The following is a 21,313-nucleotide window of genomic DNA, read 5'->3' as shown; positions in this document are numbered from 1 at the left end:
CCAACCCCATAACGGCGTGCCTTTTTTATTGAACAAAACAAGTTATTAACGGTTAGTTAGCAAAATTTTAAGGAGTAAACAATGATCGTGCCTGAACTCATTATCGTCCTGCTGGCGATATATCTGGGCGCGCGTCTTGGCGGCATCGGTATTGGTTTTGCCGGCGGCGCGGGCATGCTGATCCTCACGCTTGGATTCGGCGTTAAACCCGGCGCCATCCCCTTTGACGTGATCGAAATTATTATGGCGGTCATTGCCGCTATTGCGGCAATGCAGGTGGCGGGCGGCATGGACTATCTGGTCGGCCTGGCCGAAAAGCTGCTGCGCAGGCATCCGCGCTATATCACCTTTCTCGCGCCGCTGGTGACCTGGTTTATGACGCTGTTGGCGGGCACCGGCCACACCGCCTTCTCCACGCTGCCGGTTATCGCCGAAGTGGCAAAGGAACAGGGCGTACGGCCTTCCCGTCCGCTCTCTATCGCCGTGGTGGCATCACAGATAGCGATTACCGCCTCGCCTATTTCTGCGGCGGTGGTTTTTCTGGCCGGCATTCTTGAGCCAAAAGGCATCAGCTATCTTGCGCTGCTGGCGGTGTCGATTCCCTCCACGCTGCTCGCCATTTTTTTCGCCGCGCTGGTGACCAATTTTCTCGGCAAAGAACTGAAGGACGACGCCGTTTACCAGGCGCGTCTGGCAAACGGTGAAGTGGTGCTGCGCGGCGCCAGCGTTTTTAACGAACAGCCTGGCGCGAAGCGAGCTGTTCTGCTGTTTTTGGCCGGTATCATCGCCGTGGTGCTGTACGCCACCGCCATCAGCGATACCGTCGGACTGATTGCTCATCCTGTGCTGCCCCGCAACGAAGCGATTGTCATTTTCATGCTCACCGTCGCGACGCTGATTTGCCTGAGCTGTAAGGTGGATACGGCGAAAATTCTCTCGGCCAGCACCTTTAAATCCGGCATGAGCGCCTGCGTCTGTGTGATGGGCGTTGCCTGGCTGGGCGATACCTTTGTGAAGGCGCATATCGGCGAGATCCAACAGTTCGCGGGCGAGTTGCTGGTGGACTTCCCGTGGATGCTGGCGGTGATCCTGTTCTTTGCCTCCACGCTGCTTTACTCTCAGGCGGCCACCACCAAGGCGCTGATGCCTGCCGCGCTGCTGCTGGGCGTATCGCCCATTACCGCCGTGGCATCCTTTGCCGCCGTGTCGGCGCTGTTTGTTCTGCCGACCTATCCAACGTTGCTGGCCGCAGTGGAGATGGACGATACAGGGTCGACCCGCATTGGTAAGTTTGTTTTTAACCACTCCTTTATCATTCCCGGTACGCTGGCTATCGCGCTGTCGGTTGCGTTTGGTTTCCTGTTCGGGCACCTTTTCCTGTAGAACATCGGTTAAATGAATTAACAACGGAGTGAGCGGTTCAATCTTATGGTTCAGCGCATTACAACGACGCTTTTTTTACTGTTAATTGCGCTGATTAGCGTTAATGCCGGCGCGTCACTATTTAACAAGCAATCCGGCAACCCTTTCGGCACGGTCGACCAGGCCTTTGCCTTTGATTTTTCGCAGCAGGGCAACCGGCTGACCCTGAACTGGCAGGTGAAACCCGGCTACTACCTGTACCGTCAACAGATCGTGGTTTCATCGAAAAATGCAACGCTGGCAGCGTGGCAGCTTCCTCGCGGAAAGGCCCATGAAGACGAGTTTTATGGCAAAACCGAGATCTATCCTGAAAATCTGACGCTACCGCTTATCCTGCGCCAGGCGGGCAAAGACGCATCCGTGGTCGTGACCTATCAGGGCTGCGCGGCGGCGGGATTTTGCTATCCGCCGGAGACGCGCACCGTTCCGGTGAGCGAAGTCAGCGCGGCAGCTGTTCCTGATTCGCCGCCGCCTGCGATTAGTGAAGATCTGCCGTTTTCGCCGCTCTGGGCGCTGCTGATTGGTTTTGGCATTGCCTTTACGCCCTGCGTGCTGCCGATGTATCCGCTGATTTCCGGCATCATACTTGGCGGCAACCGCCGTTATTCGCTGAAGCGTCTGTTTGCGCTGTCAATGGTTTACGTGCAGGGCATGGCGCTGACCTATACGCTGATGGGCGTGATTGTTGCGGCGGCGGGCTTGCGGTTTCAGGCCGCGCTTCAGTCGCCGGCCGTGCTGATCGGACTGTCGATACTGTTTGTGCTGCTGGCACTCTCCATGTTCGGCCTGTTCACCTTGCAGCTTCCGTCGGCGCTGCAAACGCGCCTGACGCTGTGGAGCAACCATCAGCGCGGCGGATCTCTGCCGGGCGTGTTTTTGATGGGCGCGCTGGCAGGGCTGATCTGCTCGCCCTGCACCACCGCGCCGCTCAGTGCGATCCTGCTCTATATTGCGCAGAGCGGCAACCTGCTGGCGGGCGCAGGCACGCTCTATCTTTACGCGCTCGGCATGGGGATGCCGCTGATCGCGGTCACCCTGTTCGGTAACCGCCTGCTCCCGAAGAGCGGCGTCTGGATGCAGACGGTGAAAGAAGGGTTTGGTTTTGTGATCCTCGCGCTGCCTGTTTTTCTGTTGGAGCGCGTGGTGGGCGATGCCTGGGGAGTGCGCCTGTGGAGCCTGCTTGGCGTCACCTTCTTCGTCTGGGCTTTTCTCAGCCTCAACGCCACCAACGGCTGGTTGCGGCTGGGGCAGATCGTTATGCTGGTTGCTGCGCTGATTGCCGCGCGTCCGCTTCAGGATTGGGCGTTTGGGGCGGATACGCGCGCGCCCACGCCGATCGCGCTAAACTTTACCCGCATCGCCGACGTCGACAGCCTTGCGCAGAGGCTTCAGCACAACGACGGACGTATCACCATGCTCGATCTCTATGCCGACTGGTGCGTGGCCTGCAAAGAGTTTGAGAAGAAAACCTTCAGTAATGAGCAGGTTCAGGCCGCGCTGGGCAACATACAGCTGATTCAGGCTGACGTGACGGCGAACAATCAGCGCGACCGCGATCTTTTGCGGCATCTGAACGTGCCAGGACTGCCTACAATTTTGTTCTTCGACGCTGAAGGGCAAGAAATTCCCCGGTCGCGGGTGGCAGGCTATATGAACGCCGACGCGTTTCATCAGCATTTGCAGAAACTGGCGCGGTAAACGACACTTGGGAAAGTTTTCCGGCCCCGGCCGGAACCGACGCATACAAGAGGAGAGTCACTTGCAACGTGAACAGGTACTCGAGCATGCACTTAACGTACTCGAGCAAAACGGGCTGGCTTCCTCCACTTCCTTCGCGATGATGGCGGAAGAAGTGGAGTGTAATGAGCAGGAACTAAAGCGCTTTTGGCCCGATCGTGAGGCGCTGCTTTATGACGCGCTGCGCTATCACAGCCAGCAAATTGATACCTGGCGGCGCCAGCTGCTGCTGGATGAAGGAATGAATGCCGAACAAAAGCTGCTGGCGCGCTATCAGGTGCTGGAAGAAGCAGTCAATAACAATCGCTACCCTGGCTGTCTGTTTATCGCCGCCTGTAGCTTTTATCCGCAGCCAGACCACCCTATTCATCAGCTTGCCGATCAGCAGAAACGCGCCTCGTGGCAGTACACGCACGATCTGCTCAGCGAGCTGGGTACCGATAATCCGGCGCTGGTGGCGCATCAGATGGAACTGATCCTTGAAGGCTGTCTGAGCCGCCTGCTGATTAAACGTAAGGTCGATGAGGTGGAAATCGCCCGCCTGCTTGCTGCGGATGTGCTCAACTTCGCATTATGCCGTAAGAACGGCGCGCTGACGTGATGCTGACAACAAATCAGGCGACAAGGACGTAAACCCCGTCACCCCACGCTCTGACTGTCTGAAAAGCGCGCAGTCAGTCAGGGTTTACGTGATTTTTATAACAAAGCCGTTGACGGAAGAGAGCCTTTACGGTTTAATGCGCCCCGTTGCCCGGATAGCTCAGTCGGTAGAGCAGGGGATTGAAAATCCCCGTGTCCTTGGTTCGATTCCGAGTCCGGGCACCATCATTTCAAACCCTCGCTCAGGCGGGGGTTTTTGCTTTTTTGCTTCTGCTGCTTATCGGCGTTTCAAATCTGGCGTTATCAGGGCGTAAACACAGTGCGGCAGCGGCTGTCGTCCTCATCCCATGCCTGGTTCACCTCACTTAGCGGACGTTGCTGAAAAGGAACGGTAAAATTATCTGCCGCAGCCGCTTGCAGCAGCTCGCCGATTGAGGCAATCAGCCCGGCCTGCGACACGCTGCCCAGCCCACTTCCCATCAGAGTCAGTCCTGAAGAGCGCAGCAATTTGCTGTGTAGCGAAATTTCCTGCCCACTGAGCGAACCAATTTGCACAAATCGCACCGCCTTTTCGCCTCGGGCAACGGCAGCCGTCATGATATCAAGCGCGCTCTGGCCCCAGAGATAATCCAGCACCACATCAATACCCTCAGCCATCAATGCAGGAAGTGCGGCGGGTAAGCTCTCCAGGGAAAGAGTGATATCCGCGCCTTCCGCATACAGCTTTTCCAGCGCCTGATGATTGCGCCCGGTCGCGATAATTTTCCCTGCGCCCAGCTGGCGTGCGATGCGTACTGCCAGGCCGCCTGAAGTTCCGGTCGCGCCATTAATCAACACGGTTTCTCCTTTTTGAAAATGTGCCCGACGCGTTAATGCCGCCCAGGAGGACATGCCAGGATTGGCGATGGCCGCAGCGAGTACCGGATCAAGCGTTGCGGGCAGCGGCACGATACTGTCGCTCGCCACCCACGTTTTTTCCGCCATGCTACCCCACGGCGAGCTGAATGCCAGAAAATAGACCGGCGCGCCACTGCTGAGGTGTCCCGTTCCGTCAATGCCCGCAATAAACGGGTACGTCGATGCTGCGCTGTAGTGGGTTCCCGTCGCACGCGCTTTTGCCAACTGGCTCATCGCGGCAGCGCTCACCGTTACCATCACAGAGTTGTCATCAGTCTGAGTCTCCGGAAAATCAGCGTAAACGGGCTTCTCTCCGGCGTGGTGTACGACGGCTGCTTTCATTCAACGTTATCCTTTATCAATAAAAATACTATGTGTAAAATACACGCTATATTTCTGCTCAGGCGACGTCAATGAAAAAAGTGCAAAATACACATAAAAATTCAGACATTGAGGATTTGCACGATGCTTTCCTGATGCTGGTAGGTGCTTTTAACCGACCGCAGCGGGATGTATTAATGATTGAAAAGTCAGGCATACAGCTCGATCGCGCGCTGTTCCCGTTGCTGGTGCAGATTGGCCGCTTCGGCCCTGTTGGCGTGGTCGAACTCGCCGATCGTGTTGGGCGCGATTACACCACGGTCAGCCGTCAGGTGGCGAAACTGGAGGAAATTGGGCTGGCAAAACGGCAGAAGAGTCCAAAAGACAAGAGGATTAATGAAGCTGCCATTACCTCCGCCGGCAAAGCGATGACCGATAAAATTGATGTGACACGCGCAAAACTGTACGAAAGTATTTTTTTGCACTGGCAGGCGCATGAACGCGCGGAACTTGAAAGGCTGCTTAAAAAATTCGTTGCAGACTTTATTGTAGTACCGGAACGCGATAAAAAAACCGACAGGTGAATTATCGCGCCTACGCCCGCCAGGGCGACCTGCGTTTGCTGTTTTTATTCGATTCAGGTGCTGAATTTAAATCAAATGAAACATCTGAATCAACGCTTCAGCTGATTCGTCCTCTTTCCAGGGCGATCTCCCCTTTTTCTTTCATTGCCTTTAGCGCGCGGCTTATTGAACTTTTCGATAGCCATGAACTGTTTTCAATAAGATACATAATTGAAAAGCGTCTTTTCAGATGATCGGGTATTTTACTCCACCACCCAATCAGTGAACGGACTTCTTCGAGAGCATTGGCTTTGTTTAATGCGATATAATTTATCAGTTCAGATTGCTGAGCAGACATAATCAACATGGCGTCGTCAAAGAGATCGAATTCAAATACCAGACGCCAAAAATCATCGTGAGGTAGATAACTAATTTTTCCGTAATCGACGCGTTCAAGATATAACGGCATCTTGCTCAGGCCTGGCACTACACCCGCAATGGAGGGTGAAGACAGGATATCGATTATTTTGTGGCCGTTTTGCGTACTAAGAAAGTAATCGCCTTCCTGCAAAAAATAGACGACGCACTGATCATTTTTATCAAACCGATAGCGCCTTTTTTTACGCGATATCTCGTCCGGCTCAGCATTAAGCATGAACGGCGAAAAGATATTAATAAATTTTCTGTAGCTCAACTCCAGTTCAGGACGCAATAGCGAACCTGTTTTTTCAGCCCTGCTGGCGTTATTTCCCAGCGTTTGCTGAAATTGTCCGGCACTGGTGTAAACAGAGCTCAAGGATTGGGCATTTGGAGTGGAAACATCCTCAGCGCCTGTGAAATATCGTTCCATAATCTTCCTCGTACGCTATCCATGTCATAATCAAAAGCGACCTTCGCCGATCTTAATTAAAAAATTTACAATAATTTTTCCGTTATCCGTCAGAACCCTCCTGTAACCTGGTAAAAAGCCCGTCATTCATTCATGAAAAGTCATTCTGATTTACCTGAGAACGGTGCGTTTACTCTTCACTATTACATTTTTTCAGCCTGTGCAACATCGATATTGGCCGCCTTTGTGAGCCTTCTCTGAAGGGATTTTCTCATATTAACAGAAAAAAATGTGGGCGATAAACAAACAGAAGTGTTAACACACAGTTTCAAATGAGCATTATAAAAAAACTACTAGCCCGCCGAAGCCATTAGCCCAAAAAACAAATAAAAATCAGCATAAAAATCCATATTAATGCCTGATATGCAGTAAAAAAACCCAAGAAAGAACCACGGGGCATACTAAAAAAACAATGCGATAATTTTCTATTCTTTCTTGCCAAGACAAATTCTAAGTGGAAGAATGCTCTCTGTTGTTTAGCTGAACCGGTAACAGGAACAGATTACCCGGCCATACAACACTCATACGTTGAAAGGGACAATCAACCACACCAGCAGGAGGGATCCTTGCCAGCTTTTATCTGCCATTCGGATAATGGCCCTGGCTTTCAAAAAACGCATGCACTTAAAAAAACGTCAATGCTTACAACAATCGTTCAAATGACGTCAGAAAGTTAAAACCATTAACGTTAACATTAAAAAACATCAAAAAAACTTTATAATTAAGCATCACCAATAATAAGCATGGAAAGCATAATGGAAGAATTAAAGACTCGACTCAGGGTAGTGATTTATTTCAATTTTAATATATTAGAAAAAGCAATCTGTGAATATATTCAAAAAGAAACCGGTGATATCGACCTGGACATTAAGGTTTGCAGCGATCATACCTCTCTGTATGCAGCACTTGAGTCCGGCGACACGGATATTTTATTCACCGAGTATTATTTTTTACACAAAAATTGTAGTACGGGTGAACAAAAACAACTAAAAATGCTTTGCAATAAACGTAGTGTGAAAACACTAATATTTCTTCAACAAACCGATCCTCACTTAATCAATAAAGTTATTCAAAGCGAGTTTGATGCACTCATCAGCGCCCATGACAGCATTGAGGAGTTTCATCATGCGCTGTGCCATTTGGTTTCCGGCACTGAAAAAAGCTTTGTTTCGAAGGCTCTTCGCGAAGCGAAGGAGAATAACGTCAATATTTCTTCAGACGTCGCACTTACGTCAAAAGAATGGGAGGTTATCTTTCTTGTGGTTCAGGGCCACTCGCTCTCAACCATTGCAGCCAGGAAAAATCGTGCGGTCAGCACGGTTGCGACGCAAAAACACAGCGCCATGAAAAAGCTGAACGTCACGACAAACGGCGAACTGCTCAAATATGCTTATCTGAATGGAATGTTGTAAGCAGATGAAAGTCGATAAAAAATCTTTAATCGTTCTGGTTGCTCTTCTGACGGGAGGTAATGCTCAGGGTATTACTTTGCAACAGGCCGTTCTGGCTGCCAGTACGTATGACAGTGAGCTTGCCGCCGCCGCTAATCTACACGATGCCGAAAGCCAAAAACGTATTCAGGGGTTCTCGGGTCTTCTGCCTGAAATATCGTTATCAGGCAGTTATTATAAGCAGGATCAGCCAGACGCCTCTTACGCAGCGGGCGTTAAACGTCACAGTTATACGCTGAATATGACGCAGCCAATTTTTGATTTGGCGAAATACGCCACCTGGCGCCGGGCCGATGCCTCAGCCGATCTGGCCGACATCACCTTCATGTCAGCACAACAAAAGCTGATTCAGGATGTCAGCAACGCCTGGTTCACCGTTATCTTTTCCCGCAAACAACTTGCTACGTTACAGCAGGAAAAAAGAGCCTACGAGATCCAGTTAAATAAGGTCAAAACGGCGTTACAGGTGGGCGATGGCACACAACTCGATATTGATGAAGCGCAGGCAAATTTCGATCGCGCCATTGCTGAAATGCTTTCTGCTGAAAATGAATTGAACAATGCCCATATTAATTTTTCCCGTATGACCGGCCTGCCGGCCGAAGACATTCGGGAAGATAATATGCAGTGTCTTTTCCGTTCATCGAATGAGTCTCTTCAGAGCGCGCTTGAGAGGGCGGTACAAAAAAATCTAAATATTGTTGCCGCACGTCATCAGCTGGAAGAAGCGCGTTCAGATATCATCGCCACATCAGCAGCCCATCTGCCTGTGGTGTCGTTGCAGGCCAGTTACGGAGGAAACTGGAGCAGGGGAGAAAATGAAAACGTCTGGGATTCAATTTTTGGTACCACCAATAAAACCAAAAATACCTATGTTGGCGTTAACGTCTCTATTCCCATTTTTGCCGGAGGAAGGCAGTTATCGCAAAGTTTCGAATCGCTAAGCCGTCGCGATCAGGCATTGCAGCTGCTTGAGGATGCACGCAGAAAAACGATTCAAAACACGCAAATCTCATGGCTTGGCGTCAAAAATGGCCTTGAGAAAATCAATGCTTATAAAAGAGCCAGTGAATCGGCAAAAAAGAAACTGGCCTCAACCATCTTTGGTAAAGAGGTGGGCTTACGCACCCTGGTCGATCAGTTCAGCGCAGAAAGAGACCTGTTTAAATCCATGCAGGAGCTGACTGAAGCTGAAAATAATTTCCTAAAACAAAAAATTATACTGGCAGCGTCTACCGGTGATTTAGATTATTCGACATTAAATACCTATGTCTGTCATTAACAATAGATAAGCAGAAGAGATATGAGTAACAAATTATTCAGGGACGAAGCACTCGAAGCAAATCGCTCCAAAGCTATAGGCCGCGTTGCGCTTTATTGCCCACCTTACAGATGGATTCAAATTGGGCTGGTTGCGGTTATCACGCTTATTGTTATCGCATTTTGTATTTTCAGCAGTTATACCAAACGTGAAACGGCCAGAGGTTCTTTACTGCCGGTTGATGGCGTCATGAACATTATGGCGATGAATAATGGCACCATTGTTGATCTGAAAATGCACGAAGGTCAGCTGGTTAAAAAAGGTGACGTGCTGGCGACTATTTCTTCAGAAGTAGAAACAAAGCTTGGGCAAACGCGCGAAATGATCGCCGAGCAGCTCAACAGACAATATGAGGGTATGCAAAATGAATTAAAAGACCTTCAAACTCTGCATGAGGAGACAATGAAGGGGCTGAAAGTCAAAGAAAAAATGCTTCAGGATCAGCTGGCGCAGTTGGCAAAGATGCACACACAGCGGGTCGCACACGTTGATATTGCAAGAAAACAGGTCAGTAAATTCATCCAAATGCGTGATAAGGGCTATGCCTCGAATACGCAGGTTGAACAGCAGCAATCAGCGCTTCTGGATGCAGAATTCAGGCTACTGGATGTTAACAGGCAGCGTATTGATGCGCAGCAGCAGCTTACCCAGGCCCGCCAGCAAATGCGTGAGCAACCTGTGAACACCCGCAACAAACAAAATGAGATTGAACGCCAGATCTCAAGTATTCGTCAGTCTCGTGTGGAAAATGAGTCGCGCCGTTCAATTATTGTTACCGCGCCAGAAGACGCGCTGGTCGGCTCCGTGTTGGTAAAACCCGGACAGATAGTCAATGCGGGTCAGTCTGTGGCTTCGCTTCTGCCTGAAAACGGCAATCTTCAGGCTCGTATTATGGTCAGCAGCCGGGCGATTGGATTTATTAAACCGGGGCAAGCGGTCATCCTGCGCTATCAGGCGTTTCCGTATCAAAAATTTGGTCAGCAGTACGGAAAAGTCGCGGAAATTTCTCGCGTCTCACTCTCTCCGCAGGAAGTGTCTCATATCACCGGTGATTTGCAGGTTCAGGAGTCTTTTTATCAGGTCAGAGTAGAACTGGATAAACAGTCAATCAGCGCCTACGGCCAGGAAGTTAAATTACAACCCGGTGGTGCGTTAGAGGCCGACTTCGTTATTGATAAGCGTCATTTGTATGAGTGGGTTCTTGAACCTTTATATGCTTTGGGTCGTCACGCTTCTATTTAATTATTAAATTTATATTCAGGTTCGGACTATTATGAAATTTTTGAAAGACCTCCAGTTTTCATGGCGAAAGAAATTACCGGTCCTGCACCAGACGCAGGCGGCGGAATGTGGGTTAACCTGCGTGGGTATGATTGCAGGCTTTTATGGCCATCAGACCGACATGATCACGCTGCGTCGGGCGCATACGACGTCATTGAAAGGCGCCACGCTGGCCGATGTTATGCAGATCGCCAACAATATGGGGCTTTCCAGCCGCGCGCTGCGACTGGAGCTGGACGAGCTGGATAAGCTTCAGCTTCCCTGTATCCTTCACTGGGACATGAACCATTTTGTGGTACTGAAAAGCGTATCAAAAAACAAAATTGTTCTGCACGATCCTGCCCGCGGCAAGCGTGAAGTGCCGATGGATGAAGTTTCAGAATCGTTCACCGGCGTTGCGCTTGAGCTCTATCCAAATTGTAATTTCGAACAGAAAAGCGAAAAAACGCGACTGTCGATGATGAAGCTGATTGGCAATGTCTCTGGCATTGGTTCGGCATTCGTGCAGGTCATGGTATTGTCCGTCGCCCTGGAAGTTTTCGGGTTGATGTCACCTTTCTATATGCAATGGGTGATGGACCATGTGTTGGTGGCGGGCGACAGAGATCTGCTCTTCTTGCTCGGCACCGCGTTTATCTGCGTTGTTCTGCTGCAAACCGTCATATCCGCATTGCGTTCCTGGGTCACCACATGGTTTTCCAGCCTGCTTAGCGTGCAATGGTCAACCAATATCTGTACCCATCTGCTTGGCTTACCGATGTCCTATTTTCAGGAAAGGCATATCGGCGATATTATTTCGCGTTTTGGATCTATCGGTACGATTCAAAATACGCTGACGACGCGCTTTATCAGCTCGATCCTTGATGGCGTGATGGCAATAATCACCTTGTTTGTTCTGTTCAGCTACAACGTTACGTTGACCTACATCGTACTGGCGACGGTTGCTATTTATACCCTACTCAGAGCCATTTCGTTTCGTCCTTTCCGCCAGGCAAATGAGGATCAGATGATCGCGTCGGCTAAAGCGCAGTCGCAGCTTCTTGAGTCGATTCGCGGCATGCAGGCGGTGAAACTAAACAATAAAGAGGGAATTCGTGTTTCAAGCTATGCCAGCGAACTGGTGCAGGTCACTAACAAAGGCATAAACATTCAACGATTGTCGATATTCTTTGGCATCCTTCAGGGGCTGACATCGGGCATTAGCCGAATTGTTCTTATCTGGCTGGCGGCTATTCAGGTACTGGATGGCAATTTTTCTGGCGGCATGCTGGTGGCGTTTATCAGTTTTTCCGATCAGTTTATTGGCCGCCTGACCGGCCTGGTCGACGCCGTCATTGATTTTTCAATGCTTCGTCTGCACGGCGAACGTCTGGCAGATATTGTCCTTACGGAAACCGAAGAAGATACTGAAAGTCTGGTGGCGCTGGAAAAAAATAATCAGCCTTGTCGTGTTGAAATCAAAAATATTAACTTTCGCTACTCTGAAAATGAACCTTTTATTCTGCACAACACAAGTTTTACTATTGAAGGCGGTGAATCAGTCGCTATTGTCGGCCCTTCAGGTCAGGGTAAAAGTACGTTAGCAAAAATTCTTTTGGGGCTGCTTCGCCCGGAAGCAGGCGAGGTATGCATTAACGGTACTGATATTAAAAAGCTGGGAATGAAGCATTATCGCGATCAGGTTGGCAGTGTGATGCAAGATGACATACTTTTCGCGGGTTCAATTATGGACAATATCTGCTTCTTTGATGCCAATTATAATGAAGAAAAAGCAATGAAAGTTGCTCAACTTGTCGAGATTCATGACGATATCATGCATATGCCAATGGGCTATAATAGTCTGGTAGGTGATATGGGCTCATCTTTATCAGGCGGGCAAATTCAACGATTATTACTTGCTCGTGCAATCTACAGAGAGCCAAAAATCTTAATTCTTGATGAAGCGACAAGTCATCTCGACGTTGCCCGGGAAAGCGCCATCAACAAGGCAATCTCAGGCATGAACGTTACCCGAATCATTATTGCGCATCGCCCTGACACTATTAAGAGTGCTGACAGGATAATCTTTCTGGATAAAGGAATAATCCGAGAAGTATCCAAAGAGTCTCTGTTCCCGTGAAAATAGATTTTATTCTATTGCCCGGAATATTGCTCATCCATTAATATTCATACCGCAGCAAATAGTTTTACCATAAATAATAAACTAAGGAGATAAAAATGCGTGAATTGCAACTTTTTGAAATTGATAACGTTTCTGGTGGTTCTTTTTTTAGTACTGTAGGGGCAATGATTCTTGGTGGTCTTGCTGGCGCAACAACCGGCATGATGAAAGTAGGTATCGCGGGTGGTAATACCGGCGGCATTCTGGGTGTAGGCGTTATTGGTGCGCTGGTTGGCGTCGCTTTAGGTCTTACTTTTGGTGCAATTCAGGGCGGCATGTATGGTCTGGTAAACGACTGGGATAAGACGGTAGAATTATTTAATAATCTTACCGAGCAGTGGATGGACCTGTTAAACAACAACCCTAAATAAAAGAATAGAAAATGAAATTACTTTCTAATTGTGATTCAAAAAAAGTTTCTGGTGGTAACCTGAGCAGCGACATTATGGATGCGTTAAATCCGGATCGCGTACCATCTGAAAAAGGGGACTGGACCAGCCCTTCAACAATTGATTCTCCGGCGATTGGCCAGGGTGATCTATTCGGTAAGATATTTGTTGGCGTCGCTGTTGTTGCCGTCTCAATTTTTGCCGTAGGTTTGGGTGGGTTTTTTAGCCTGTTCAACCGCAAGTAATCATATCTGATTGGTAATCTTATCAGTCATGATATCGATAATGTAGTAACGCAAGGACCCGGTCTCAGAAGGTTTTTCTGAAACCGTTTTAGTAATACTGAAAATATGTTTAAGGATTAACAAATGAAAAAGACTCTTGTCGCATCTCTCATGACTGCCGCGTTAGGCGTTGTATCATTCTCTTCATTCGCAGCACCTGCACCAGCAGGCACCATTACCATCAATGGTAAACTGACCGCTGCAACCTGTACTGTAAAAGTTAACGACAGCGCAACTGGCGACGGCATCGTAAACCTGCCTACGCTGTCCACCAGCAAACTGGCTACCGCTGGCGCAACGGCTGGTGAAACCAATTTCCTGATCAAACTGAGCGCATGTAACCCACAAACCGGTACCGTTCGTGCCTATTTTGAATCTGGCGCTAATGTTGATGCTGCTTCTGGCCGTCTGAACAACGCTGCCGCATCCGGCGCTTCAAACGTACAGGTTGAGCTACTGACCGCTAACGCTGATGTTCTTGCAGCGGGTAACACCAGCCAGCGTGATATTGAATCCAACAAAGTAACGCTGAATGCTGGCGCTGCCGATATGTCTTATATTGCTCGCTACTATGCAACTGGCGCAACCACCGCTGGCGATCTGCAGACTGCTGTAACGTATTCAATCGATTATAATTAATTTATTAATTATTAATTGATCATAACGTTTAATCGGGGAGATCCTCCCCGATTTATTTCGCAAGGATAGCGATGAACATTCAAAGTAAAGTTAAATTAGCCCTCTCCATTATGCTTTTTTCACTCACTGCTCAGGTAAATGCAACGGTTGTGCTTAACAGCACACGCGCTATCTATAACGAGAGTGAAAAAGAAGTTATTGTCAAAGTTGACAATAAGGGCGAAAAGCCTTCTCTGCTACAATCATGGATTGACACAGGCGATAAAGATAAAAAAGTAAGCCAGATTGACGTTCCTTTCATTATTTCTCCGCCGGTGGTGCGTATTGAACCTGCTCAGGGGCAAAGCTTGCGTATTACGTATACCGGAAATGACCTGCCCGACGATCGGGAAAGCGTTTTTTGGTTAAATGTATTGGATATTCCACCGCAGGCCGAATCAAGCTCATCGAATGTCATGCAGATGGCTTTTCGCACGCGTATCAAGCTCTTTTTTCGACCTGACGCTATCAGAGAAACCACATTTACCGATGCCACAGATTTAATTTCATGGCGCGATAGCGGAAGAAAAGAGGGTGCTTACAGTATTATCGATGTTATTAACAGCTCCCCATTACATATGACCTTGTCTACCATTGAAGTCAGACAGGGAGAGAAGAAAACAGAATCTATCACTGGAAATATGGTAGCGCCATTTTTAAGCGAATCATACAAAATTAAAACGTCATCGCTGAAAAATGACCCGCATCTTTTCGCAAGCTATATCAACGATCATGGTGTAGTGACGCTAAAAGAAATCAAAAAAGATTAGACCAAAAAAATATTCAGGGATGATGTTTATGAAGAAAACCTATAGCATTAATAACTCAAAAATTGCATTATTTGTCAGTTCTGTCATATTAATGTCTTTTTTCCTACATCGCCCCGCGTATTCTGAGGTGCAATTTAATCCAGATTTTATCAGTACCATGACGGGTACGAACGTGGATATATCCAGGTTTAACGGTGCTTACAAGCTTTATCCCGGCGTCTATGATCCCGACATTTATATTAACGGTCGTTTCATCGGGCGCAATAAGGTTGTAGTTCGGGAAGTGGGCAATGTTTCTGTTATCTGTATCGATAAGCATCTCATTGAAACGATCAAAATTAAGCAGCAGAAGCTTGAGGAGGAGGGTAAAATGCTCTCTGCCGACGAGAATAGCTGTTCGGCCATGCGCGATTTAATCCCGCAATCTGAAGCAAAACTTAACCTGGCCGATATGCGCCTTGATTTCTCTATTCCTCAGGCCTATCTGGAGCGACAAGCCAGAGGATATGTTTCGCCTGCTTTGTGGTCACATGGCGTAAATGGCGCTTTTACCAACTATACCACCAGCTTTTTTGAGCAGCATAACGGCAATGAGGTTAATCGCTCTTTTTATGGTGACATTCGGGCAGGTTTAAATCTGGGGCCGTGGTTCTTACGCCATGCAGGATCTTTTCGCTGGAATGAACATCGCGATCGTGAATACAACGTGTTCAGCACTACGCTTCAGCGCGATATTACGCCCATTAGTTCACGCCTGCTATTAGGCGACGCAAACACGTCAGGCGAAATATTTGACAGTTTTTCTTTCCGTGGTTTACAACTGGCCACAGCAGATCAAATGTTACCAGACTCAATGCGGGGTTATGCGCCCACCATAAGAGGTATTGCCAGGACCAACGCGCGTGTCACTGTCAGGCAGCGTGGCAACGTTATTTATGAAACCACCGTGCCTGCGGGTGAATTCATTATTAACGATCTTTATCCGACAGGCTATGGCGGTGATTTAGATGTTGAAGTCACTGAGGCGGATGGCAGCGTCTCAACTTTTGCCGTGCCCTATTCCTCGCTGGCGCATTTATTACGTCCGGGATTAAGTAATTACAGCGTAATTGCAGGCAAACTGCGTAATTTGAACGTGAGTTCTGCGCCGTGGGTGGCTCAGATGACATATAAACGCGGACTGAATAACCTGCTAACCGTTTATACGGGGCTTACCGGTACCGAAAACTGGAGATCCGCCGTGATAGGTTCAGCCATAGGAACCCCCGTCGGCGCATTTTCATTTGACGTCACCAGCGCTAACTTTCGCTATAAAGATGAAAACAAAAACGGTGCCAGCGTCAGGGCCAGCTACAGCAAATTTATTTCAGCTACCAGTAGTAGTATTTCACTGGCCGCTTATCGTTTCTCGTCATCGGGTTATGTGGATTTATACAATTCAGTGTATCTGAAAGATCATCTTGACAGCGATAATGAAACAATGAGCTTCAATAACCTGAATCGACCAAAAAACCGCTATTCTCTGACCGTCAGTCAGTTACTCAGTGACGAGCTGGGTCAGTTTTATATTAGTGGATTCAGGGAAAACTACTGGAACAAAAGTCAGACCAATACGCAATATCAGTTTGGCTATAATAACAGTTATAAAATGTTGAGTTATGGATTGGCGGTAAATAAGAACATTACGCTTGCCGGGGCAGAAACGCAGTACATGCTCAATTTATCTCTTCCATTGGGAAAAAATGCCAGCGTACACAGTTATACAACATTTAATAAAGAAGGCTCAAATAGCCAGATTGGCATTAGCGGCATTGCAGGCGACCGGGATCAGTTAACCTATGGTTCGTCGATCAGTAAAGACGTTAATAATAACTATTCCACCGATCTCAGCGGCACCTGGACTCGTCCTGAAACAACGATGAGCGGAAGTTATTCACGCGGCAAAAGTTATTACGCGTTTTCAGGTGGGTTAAGCGGCAGCGTGGTCGGTTTCTCTGAAGGTATCGTGCTCAGCCCGTATAACAACCTGGATACAATGGCGGTTGTCTCTGCGGAACATGCTGCCGGCGCCACCATTGATGGTTATTCAGGCATTGTTCTCGACCACAAAGGCCACGCAATAGTGCCGTACCTGAACCCTTATCGTCTTAATCAGGTCAGTCTCAATCCTAAAGGCCTGTCGTACGACGTAGAAATAGAAAACAGTATTCAGCAGGTCGCTCCTTACCACGGCGCAATCGTGAAAATAGATTATCCAACGCGCCATGGCCGGATGTTACTGATCAGGGCGCAACTACCTGATGGTAACGCTCTTCCTTTTGGCGCGACGGTTAAAAAACGCAATGGTGAAGAGGCGGGTATTGTGGCTCAGGGCGGTCAGATCTATGTCCGACTGGATAATACCAGCGATTATTTATCCGTTCGTTGGGGTGAGGAAAAACAGCAAACATGCGGATTTGAAGTCAGCATCAGCGATAAACCGGTTGATAATAAATCGCGAAAATTTGAGCGACTCAATCGCGTTTGTCAGCCCCAAACCCCTGGCGGCGTTTCCGATACGTCTTCTGCTGTAGCCAGCCTGGCGACAACGCTATCATCCAGCCAGTAACAGGACTGAGTATAATACGATGAATATTAATACGTTAACGAAAGCGAATAAATACTGTCTGTTCGTCCTGTTAATCGCAGTAAGCTCGTTTGTGCGCGCTGAATTAATTTGTGATTTTAATAGCAGTCGCTCGGATACGACAGGTCTGGACTTTAGTAAAGTACCGAACGAAGTCCCAACGAGTATGCCAATAGGTTCTGTTATTTATACTAACAATCTTCCTATATCAATATGGTGCGCCAAGAAAATAGGTAATGATATCGCGAAAGGGCCTGAAGATGTCTATATCAACACCTATAACATCTCTAATATATTAGGTTCTCAAAGTGGGCTGACCGTTTTTGTTACCGTCAATGGGGATCGTAACTACACCAATCGTCGAATCAAAACAGGTTTGTCTACGGAAGTCCCTTATCTGGGTACGTCGATCAATACAGATAACTACCTTCAGTTTGAGGCATCCATTATTGTTGAGGTTGTCAAAACAGGAGAAAATGTCTCGCTCAATCCGACAAGAAATGATGTTGCACTCTTTAGTATCGGTTCTGAAGGCAGCGGCTCGCAGATTTTCTATTTGAGAAATACAAAGAAACTCGTTTTTACCACGCAAACCTGTGAGGTGTTTAATGGTGGAAACTACAGAATTATGCTGCCAGCTATCAGTTCCAGTAATATTACCGGCGTGGGATCAATTCCAAATCATAATACTGATTTTGAAGTAGGATTAACATGTAACTCAAACTTGTGGAGTAATATGGGCATCCACATGTCTTTATCAGGCGCAAACATTGCCGGGCTGGAAAAAGAAGGTGTATTTTCTTTCAAAAATAAAGAAACCGGTGAAGTTTCGACACAAATTGCCGTACAGATTTTTCATAAACAAGGTAATACCTGGTCACCTGTTGAAGTTAACAGTAAATTTAAAGTATCCGAATTTGGATTGGGCCTGAGCACTATTTGGGTTCCATTGCGGGCAGCCTACTATGCACTGCAAAAAGAACAAACGGCGGGTGAATATCAATCCATCCTCGTTTATACAATAAGCTATGAATAATAATTATCAATGGAGTCATTAATGTCCAGTTTAGATCTACACACAGTTATTTGTCCTGAAGGCTTGATTGCAGTACCTTCAGGCGCGGCAGTCCATACGATGAATATTATCGTCTTTCCTGATGGAAGTAGCATCACGGTAACCCGTGATGCCATTCCACATGGCAGCACTTTTTCTGATTACCTGGCTGTACAAAAGCAAAAATTACAGTCTGGCCTGCAACACTTTACCGAACTGAAAACAGAAAACCCGGTTGAAAACCCGGTATTCAGCGAAGGTATAGCACTGGCTTTCACACATGCAGGCAATGGAACAAAGACCTGGCAATACACGTTTCTCGCTACGCCCGCAAACAACAACGGGCATGTCATGCTTTTTGGTTCTGTCTGCCAGACTGAAATCCATCACAATATCATGCGTGAAAAAATTATTGAGAGCGCAACCCGTTTTAGCCTGCATCAAGCCTGAAACCGATAAATAAATTCAGCCATTTCAACATGAAATGGCTGAATACGACCATCACCGATCTCATCTACGCGCTCCTTTGAACCCGTCATATTATTCAAAAAAAAACCGCTAACGCTTGTCGATTAACTCAAATGGTAATACTGTGTTTATATACAGTAAATCATGAGAGTTTATGATGAATTTTTTACGACCGACTGAGCTGCATGCCCTTTTCCATCTGCCTCTTTACCTGGAGCGAGTCCCGTGTGGCTCGCCCCTTCCGGCCTGCGGGGATATCGAGCAGCATCTCGATCTCAGCGAGTTGCTCGTCCGGCGGCCTGAAACCACCTGGTTTATTCGTGTCTGTGGAGAGTCAATGAAAGAAGCCGGCATTGATGATGGCGATCTGTTAGTCGTTGACAGCGCGTTAACCGCAGGTCATGGCGATATGGTGATTGTTGCGATCGAGGGTGAATTCGCGGTGAGAAAACTTCAGCTCAACCCCAGCGTTCAGTTTGTCGACCTGCGTGTTGATCAAAAAACTATAGCCATCGACGCCGAGCCGGATATTTTCGGCGTTGTTACGTTCACCATTAAAGCAATGGAACAATGAGGGCCGCGCCAGTGCAGAATAACTCGTCTTTTCAATCCCGTGACAGCGAGCATCTTCCCGATTTACCAGAGAATTTTAATCATCCGGCCCGACGGGAGCTGACTTTTCTTTTTTGTAAACTCAAGGACATCGTGACGACCAACCATGACTGTTATCTGGCGGCCTGTAATGGCGTCTATTGCATTATCGATCGCTACCGTCCTGCAATAGCGGGCAGTAAGGTACTTTTCGAACTGTCAGGGCGATATGACTGGGCGCAGGTTTATCGTAGCCCGGAGCGGCTCGTCACCGGCAGCGGGCACACGCTTGAAGGTAATTTGCTGGATGAGGTGACGATTATTGGCGTTGCGATCCGCGAGGTCATCCCCGCTCATCCTGCTTCATGTGCTTAAAATCAGAATGCGGCGGGTCGCGCCTGCATCCTGATCCTTTACAGAGCGGCCTGGCGTTATGCCGCTTTAATAAACGTTTTGATAACGTCCTGCCACGAGACGGTAGGCTGTGCGATCAGTTTGCTCAGCGTCCGGCTGTCATCGAACAGCGCGCCCTTCTCTGCGCCAGCGTCCGAATCAGCCAGGAGTTCGGCCAGGCCATCAGGCAGGCCAGCACCCTTCAGCGCGACGGCAAACTCTGCCGCAGGCAGATTGACATAATTGATCTCTTTATTGCTCTGGCGGGCAATCTCTGCGGTAAACTCTGCCAGCGTGTAAGCGTCGTCACCTGCCAGCTCAAAGGTTTTGTTTGCCACGTCACGGCCAATAAGCACCGCTACCGCCGCGCGGGCGTAATCCACACGGCTGGCGGACGCGATTTTTCCATCACCGGCAGCACCAATAAATGCACCGTGTGCGACAGCCGGCGCGATGCTCGCCGCATAGTTTTCGGTGTACCAGCCATTGCGCAAAATAGTGAAAGGCACGCCGGAGTCTTTCAATGCTTTTTCAGTAGCGCGATGTTCACCACCCAGCCCAAGCGGCGTGGTATCGGCATGAAGCAGGCTGGTATAGGCCAGTAGCTGCACCCCTGCCGCTTTCGCCGCGTCGATTACCGCCTGATGCTGCGGCACACGCGCTCCCGCTTCGCTGGATGAGATCAGCAGCACTTTTTCAGCACCACGAAACGCAGCCGGCAGCGTTTCGGGACGTGAATAATCTGCCTCACGCACCTGCACGCCAGTCGCGGCCAAATCGCGAGCCTTCTCCGGCGAACGTACGGCGGCAATGATTTCCGCCGCAGGGATATGTTTCAACAGCTCTTCAATCACTAAGCGGCCAAGCTGGCCCGTTGCGCCCGTTACAGCAATCATTTGTCCACTCCTGTTTTTCAAATAAGGGATACGTTTTCTGCTTTCAGAAAAGGATGCTAAGCCATATACTAACGAAAAGTAAGTACGCACAGGAATGTTAGTATGAAAAAAGATTCTGCCTGCCTGCCTGACGAAAAATTTCGTCGCGGTGAGCTTCTTGACGCCAACTGCCCCTCCCGCGAGATATTGCGGCGGCTTACCAGCCGCTGGAGCCTGCTGGTGCTGGTTGCGCTTGAGGACAATACGCTGCGCTTTAGCGAGTTAAGGCGTCACATCGGCGGCATCAGCGAGAGAATGCTGGCACAGACGCTGCGATATATGGAAGAGGATGGTTTTGTCGAACGTACCGCGCTGGACGTGGTGCCGCCGCATGTGGAATATCACCTGTCACCGCTCGGCGCAGACGTACGCGGACAGGTGGTAGGTCTTACTGACTGGATAGAAACCAACCTGCACCATATTCTGGATAAGCGTCGTCACACATCAACGTGATACGCGCCTGCCGGATGTGACATTTCATA

The 21,313-nt window shown here is 48.6% G+C and carries 21 protein-coding genes and 1 tRNA gene; 19 read left to right on the top strand and 3 right to left on the bottom strand.

Going from position 1 to position 21,313, the window contains the following annotated elements:
* Window positions 1-81: 81 nt before the first annotated feature.
* From FA91_RS00855 to FA91_RS00840, 4 genes are all read left to right on the top strand, one after another.
* Window positions 82-1,383: an anaerobic C4-dicarboxylate transporter gene (locus tag FA91_RS00855; protein ID WP_034911649.1), complete on the top strand. Its 1,302-nt coding sequence runs from the start codon at window positions 82-84 to the stop codon at window positions 1,381-1,383.
* A 45-nt stretch (window positions 1,384-1,428) separates the two neighbouring features.
* Window positions 1,429-3,120 (top strand): protein-disulfide reductase DsbD, encoded by a 1,692-nt coding sequence (locus FA91_RS00850; RefSeq protein WP_034911646.1) that lies wholly within the window; start codon window positions 1,429-1,431, stop codon window positions 3,118-3,120.
* Window positions 3,121-3,181: 61 nt separating this feature from the next.
* The gene (locus FA91_RS00845; protein ID WP_034911644.1) at window positions 3,182-3,760 is read left to right on the top strand and encodes a transcriptional regulator; all 579 of its coding nucleotides are present in this window, start codon (window positions 3,182-3,184) and stop codon (window positions 3,758-3,760) included.
* 148 nt (window positions 3,761-3,908) lie between these two features.
* Window positions 3,909-3,984, top strand: a tRNA-Phe gene (locus FA91_RS00840).
* 78 nt (window positions 3,985-4,062) lie between these two features.
* Here FA91_RS00840 and FA91_RS00835 read toward each other — a convergent pair.
* On the bottom strand, window positions 4,063-4,998 hold the full coding sequence (locus tag FA91_RS00835; protein WP_034911641.1) for a zinc-binding alcohol dehydrogenase family protein: 936 nt from the start codon (window positions 4,996-4,998) through the stop codon (window positions 4,063-4,065).
* A gap of 71 nt (window positions 4,999-5,069) precedes the next feature.
* Between FA91_RS00835 and FA91_RS00830 the strand changes: the two genes are divergently transcribed.
* The gene (locus tag FA91_RS00830; protein WP_034911639.1) at window positions 5,070-5,561 is read left to right on the top strand and encodes a MarR family winged helix-turn-helix transcriptional regulator; all 492 of its coding nucleotides are present in this window, start codon (window positions 5,070-5,072) and stop codon (window positions 5,559-5,561) included.
* Window positions 5,562-5,658: 97 nt separating this feature from the next.
* Here the strand turns inward: FA91_RS00830 and FA91_RS00825 are convergent, their stop codons facing one another.
* Complete coding sequence (locus FA91_RS00825) at window positions 5,659-6,390, bottom strand: transcriptional regulator (protein WP_231566734.1); 732 nt, start codon at window positions 6,388-6,390, stop codon at window positions 5,659-5,661.
* Between the two features lie 794 nt (window positions 6,391-7,184).
* On the opposite strand from FA91_RS00825, the gene FA91_RS20000 reads away from it, so the two are divergent.
* The 13 genes from FA91_RS20000 to FA91_RS00760 all read left to right on the top strand — a co-directional run bounded on the left by FA91_RS20000 (window position 7,185) and on the right by FA91_RS00760 (window position 19,878).
* The gene (locus FA91_RS20000; RefSeq protein ID WP_197060460.1) at window positions 7,185-7,841 is read left to right on the top strand and encodes a LuxR C-terminal-related transcriptional regulator; all 657 of its coding nucleotides are present in this window, start codon (window positions 7,185-7,187) and stop codon (window positions 7,839-7,841) included.
* Window positions 7,842-7,845: 4 nt separating this feature from the next.
* Entirely contained in the window at window positions 7,846-9,162 is a 1,317-nt protein-coding gene (locus FA91_RS00815) for a TolC family outer membrane protein (RefSeq protein WP_034911637.1), read from the top strand.
* Window positions 9,163-9,183: 21 nt separating this feature from the next.
* Entirely contained in the window at window positions 9,184-10,443 is a 1,260-nt protein-coding gene (locus FA91_RS00810) for an HlyD family efflux transporter periplasmic adaptor subunit (protein ID WP_034911635.1), read from the top strand.
* A gap of 31 nt (window positions 10,444-10,474) precedes the next feature.
* The gene (locus FA91_RS00805; RefSeq protein ID WP_034911633.1) at window positions 10,475-12,601 is read left to right on the top strand and encodes a peptidase domain-containing ABC transporter; all 2,127 of its coding nucleotides are present in this window, start codon (window positions 10,475-10,477) and stop codon (window positions 12,599-12,601) included.
* A gap of 98 nt (window positions 12,602-12,699) precedes the next feature.
* A complete protein-coding gene (locus tag FA91_RS00800; RefSeq protein ID WP_034911630.1) occupies window positions 12,700-13,014 on the top strand; it encodes a hypothetical protein in 315 nt (104 codons plus the stop codon).
* An 11-nt stretch (window positions 13,015-13,025) separates the two neighbouring features.
* The gene (locus tag FA91_RS00795) at window positions 13,026-13,277 is read left to right on the top strand and encodes a hypothetical protein (RefSeq protein ID WP_034911628.1); all 252 of its coding nucleotides are present in this window, start codon (window positions 13,026-13,028) and stop codon (window positions 13,275-13,277) included.
* A gap of 123 nt (window positions 13,278-13,400) precedes the next feature.
* On the top strand, window positions 13,401-13,955 hold the full coding sequence (locus FA91_RS00790) for a fimbrial protein (RefSeq protein ID WP_034911626.1): 555 nt from the start codon (window positions 13,401-13,403) through the stop codon (window positions 13,953-13,955).
* 71 nt (window positions 13,956-14,026) lie between these two features.
* Window positions 14,027-14,764, top strand: coding sequence for a fimbria/pilus periplasmic chaperone (locus FA91_RS00785; protein ID WP_034911625.1), 738 nt, complete (start codon window positions 14,027-14,029; stop codon window positions 14,762-14,764).
* A 28-nt stretch (window positions 14,765-14,792) separates the two neighbouring features.
* Entirely contained in the window at window positions 14,793-17,372 is a 2,580-nt protein-coding gene (locus FA91_RS00780) for a fimbria/pilus outer membrane usher protein (RefSeq protein WP_197060458.1), read from the top strand.
* A gap of 19 nt (window positions 17,373-17,391) precedes the next feature.
* A complete protein-coding gene (locus FA91_RS20210) occupies window positions 17,392-18,426 on the top strand; it encodes a fimbrial protein (protein WP_082212553.1) in 1,035 nt (344 codons plus the stop codon).
* Between the two features lie 21 nt (window positions 18,427-18,447).
* Window positions 18,448-18,894, top strand: coding sequence for a DcrB-related protein (locus tag FA91_RS19995; RefSeq protein ID WP_072032267.1), 447 nt, complete (start codon window positions 18,448-18,450; stop codon window positions 18,892-18,894).
* A 175-nt stretch (window positions 18,895-19,069) separates the two neighbouring features.
* Window positions 19,070-19,486, top strand: a complete 417-nt coding sequence (locus tag FA91_RS00765; RefSeq protein ID WP_034918742.1) for a S24 family peptidase — start codon at window positions 19,070-19,072, stop codon at window positions 19,484-19,486.
* Window positions 19,487-19,617: 131 nt separating this feature from the next.
* Complete coding sequence (locus FA91_RS00760) at window positions 19,618-19,878, top strand: hypothetical protein (RefSeq protein WP_152601385.1); 261 nt, start codon at window positions 19,618-19,620, stop codon at window positions 19,876-19,878.
* A 56-nt stretch (window positions 19,879-19,934) separates the two neighbouring features.
* Here FA91_RS00760 and FA91_RS00755 read toward each other — a convergent pair whose 3' ends face one another.
* The gene (locus FA91_RS00755; RefSeq protein WP_034911618.1) at window positions 19,935-20,792 is read right to left on the bottom strand and encodes an SDR family oxidoreductase; all 858 of its coding nucleotides are present in this window, start codon (window positions 20,790-20,792) and stop codon (window positions 19,935-19,937) included.
* Window positions 20,793-20,894: 102 nt separating this feature from the next.
* On the opposite strand from FA91_RS00755, the gene FA91_RS00750 reads away from it, so the two are divergent.
* Entirely contained in the window at window positions 20,895-21,284 is a 390-nt protein-coding gene (locus FA91_RS00750; protein WP_034911616.1) for a helix-turn-helix domain-containing protein, read from the top strand.
* Window positions 21,285-21,313: the final 29 nt, after the last annotated feature.

Source organism: Erwinia sp. 9145, assembly GCF_000745075.1.
In the GTDB taxonomy this organism is placed as follows: domain Bacteria; phylum Pseudomonadota; class Gammaproteobacteria; order Enterobacterales; family Enterobacteriaceae; genus Erwinia; species Erwinia oleae.
This window is presented reverse-complemented; position numbering and strand designations above follow the sequence as displayed.

Bases quoted from the DNA above. Each gene is read 5' to 3' on its own strand.
- FA91_RS00855 (WP_034911649.1), top strand. From the start codon at position 82: ATGATCGTGCCTGAACTCATTATCGTCCTGCTGGCGATATATCTGGGC.
- FA91_RS00850 (WP_034911646.1), top strand. From the start codon at position 1,429: ATGGTTCAGCGCATTACAACGACGCTTTTTTTACTGTTAATTGCGCTG.
- FA91_RS00835 (WP_034911641.1), bottom strand. From the start codon at position 4,998: ATGAAAGCAGCCGTCGTACACCACGCCGGAGAGAAGCCCGTTTACGCT.
- FA91_RS00830 (WP_034911639.1), top strand. From the start codon at position 5,070: ATGAAAAAAGTGCAAAATACACATAAAAATTCAGACATTGAGGATTTG.
- FA91_RS00825 (WP_231566734.1), bottom strand. From the start codon at position 6,390: ATGGAACGATATTTCACAGGCGCTGAGGATGTTTCCACTCCAAATGCC.
- FA91_RS20000 (WP_197060460.1), top strand. From the start codon at position 7,185: ATGGAAGAATTAAAGACTCGACTCAGGGTAGTGATTTATTTCAATTTT.
- FA91_RS00815 (WP_034911637.1), top strand. From the start codon at position 7,846: ATGAAAGTCGATAAAAAATCTTTAATCGTTCTGGTTGCTCTTCTGACG.
- FA91_RS00810 (WP_034911635.1), top strand. From the start codon at position 9,184: ATGAGTAACAAATTATTCAGGGACGAAGCACTCGAAGCAAATCGCTCC.
- FA91_RS00805 (WP_034911633.1), top strand. From the start codon at position 10,475: ATGAAATTTTTGAAAGACCTCCAGTTTTCATGGCGAAAGAAATTACCG.
- FA91_RS00800 (WP_034911630.1), top strand. From the start codon at position 12,700: ATGCGTGAATTGCAACTTTTTGAAATTGATAACGTTTCTGGTGGTTCT.
- FA91_RS00795 (WP_034911628.1), top strand. From the start codon at position 13,026: ATGAAATTACTTTCTAATTGTGATTCAAAAAAAGTTTCTGGTGGTAAC.
- FA91_RS00790 (WP_034911626.1), top strand. From the start codon at position 13,401: ATGAAAAAGACTCTTGTCGCATCTCTCATGACTGCCGCGTTAGGCGTT.
- FA91_RS00785 (WP_034911625.1), top strand. From the start codon at position 14,027: ATGAACATTCAAAGTAAAGTTAAATTAGCCCTCTCCATTATGCTTTTT.
- FA91_RS00780 (WP_197060458.1), top strand. From the start codon at position 14,793: ATGAAGAAAACCTATAGCATTAATAACTCAAAAATTGCATTATTTGTC.
- FA91_RS20210 (WP_082212553.1), top strand. From the start codon at position 17,392: ATGAATATTAATACGTTAACGAAAGCGAATAAATACTGTCTGTTCGTC.
- FA91_RS19995 (WP_072032267.1), top strand. From the start codon at position 18,448: ATGTCCAGTTTAGATCTACACACAGTTATTTGTCCTGAAGGCTTGATT.
- FA91_RS00765 (WP_034918742.1), top strand. From the start codon at position 19,070: ATGAATTTTTTACGACCGACTGAGCTGCATGCCCTTTTCCATCTGCCT.
- FA91_RS00755 (WP_034911618.1), bottom strand. From the start codon at position 20,792: ATGATTGCTGTAACGGGCGCAACGGGCCAGCTTGGCCGCTTAGTGATT.
- FA91_RS00750 (WP_034911616.1), top strand. From the start codon at position 20,895: ATGAAAAAAGATTCTGCCTGCCTGCCTGACGAAAAATTTCGTCGCGGT.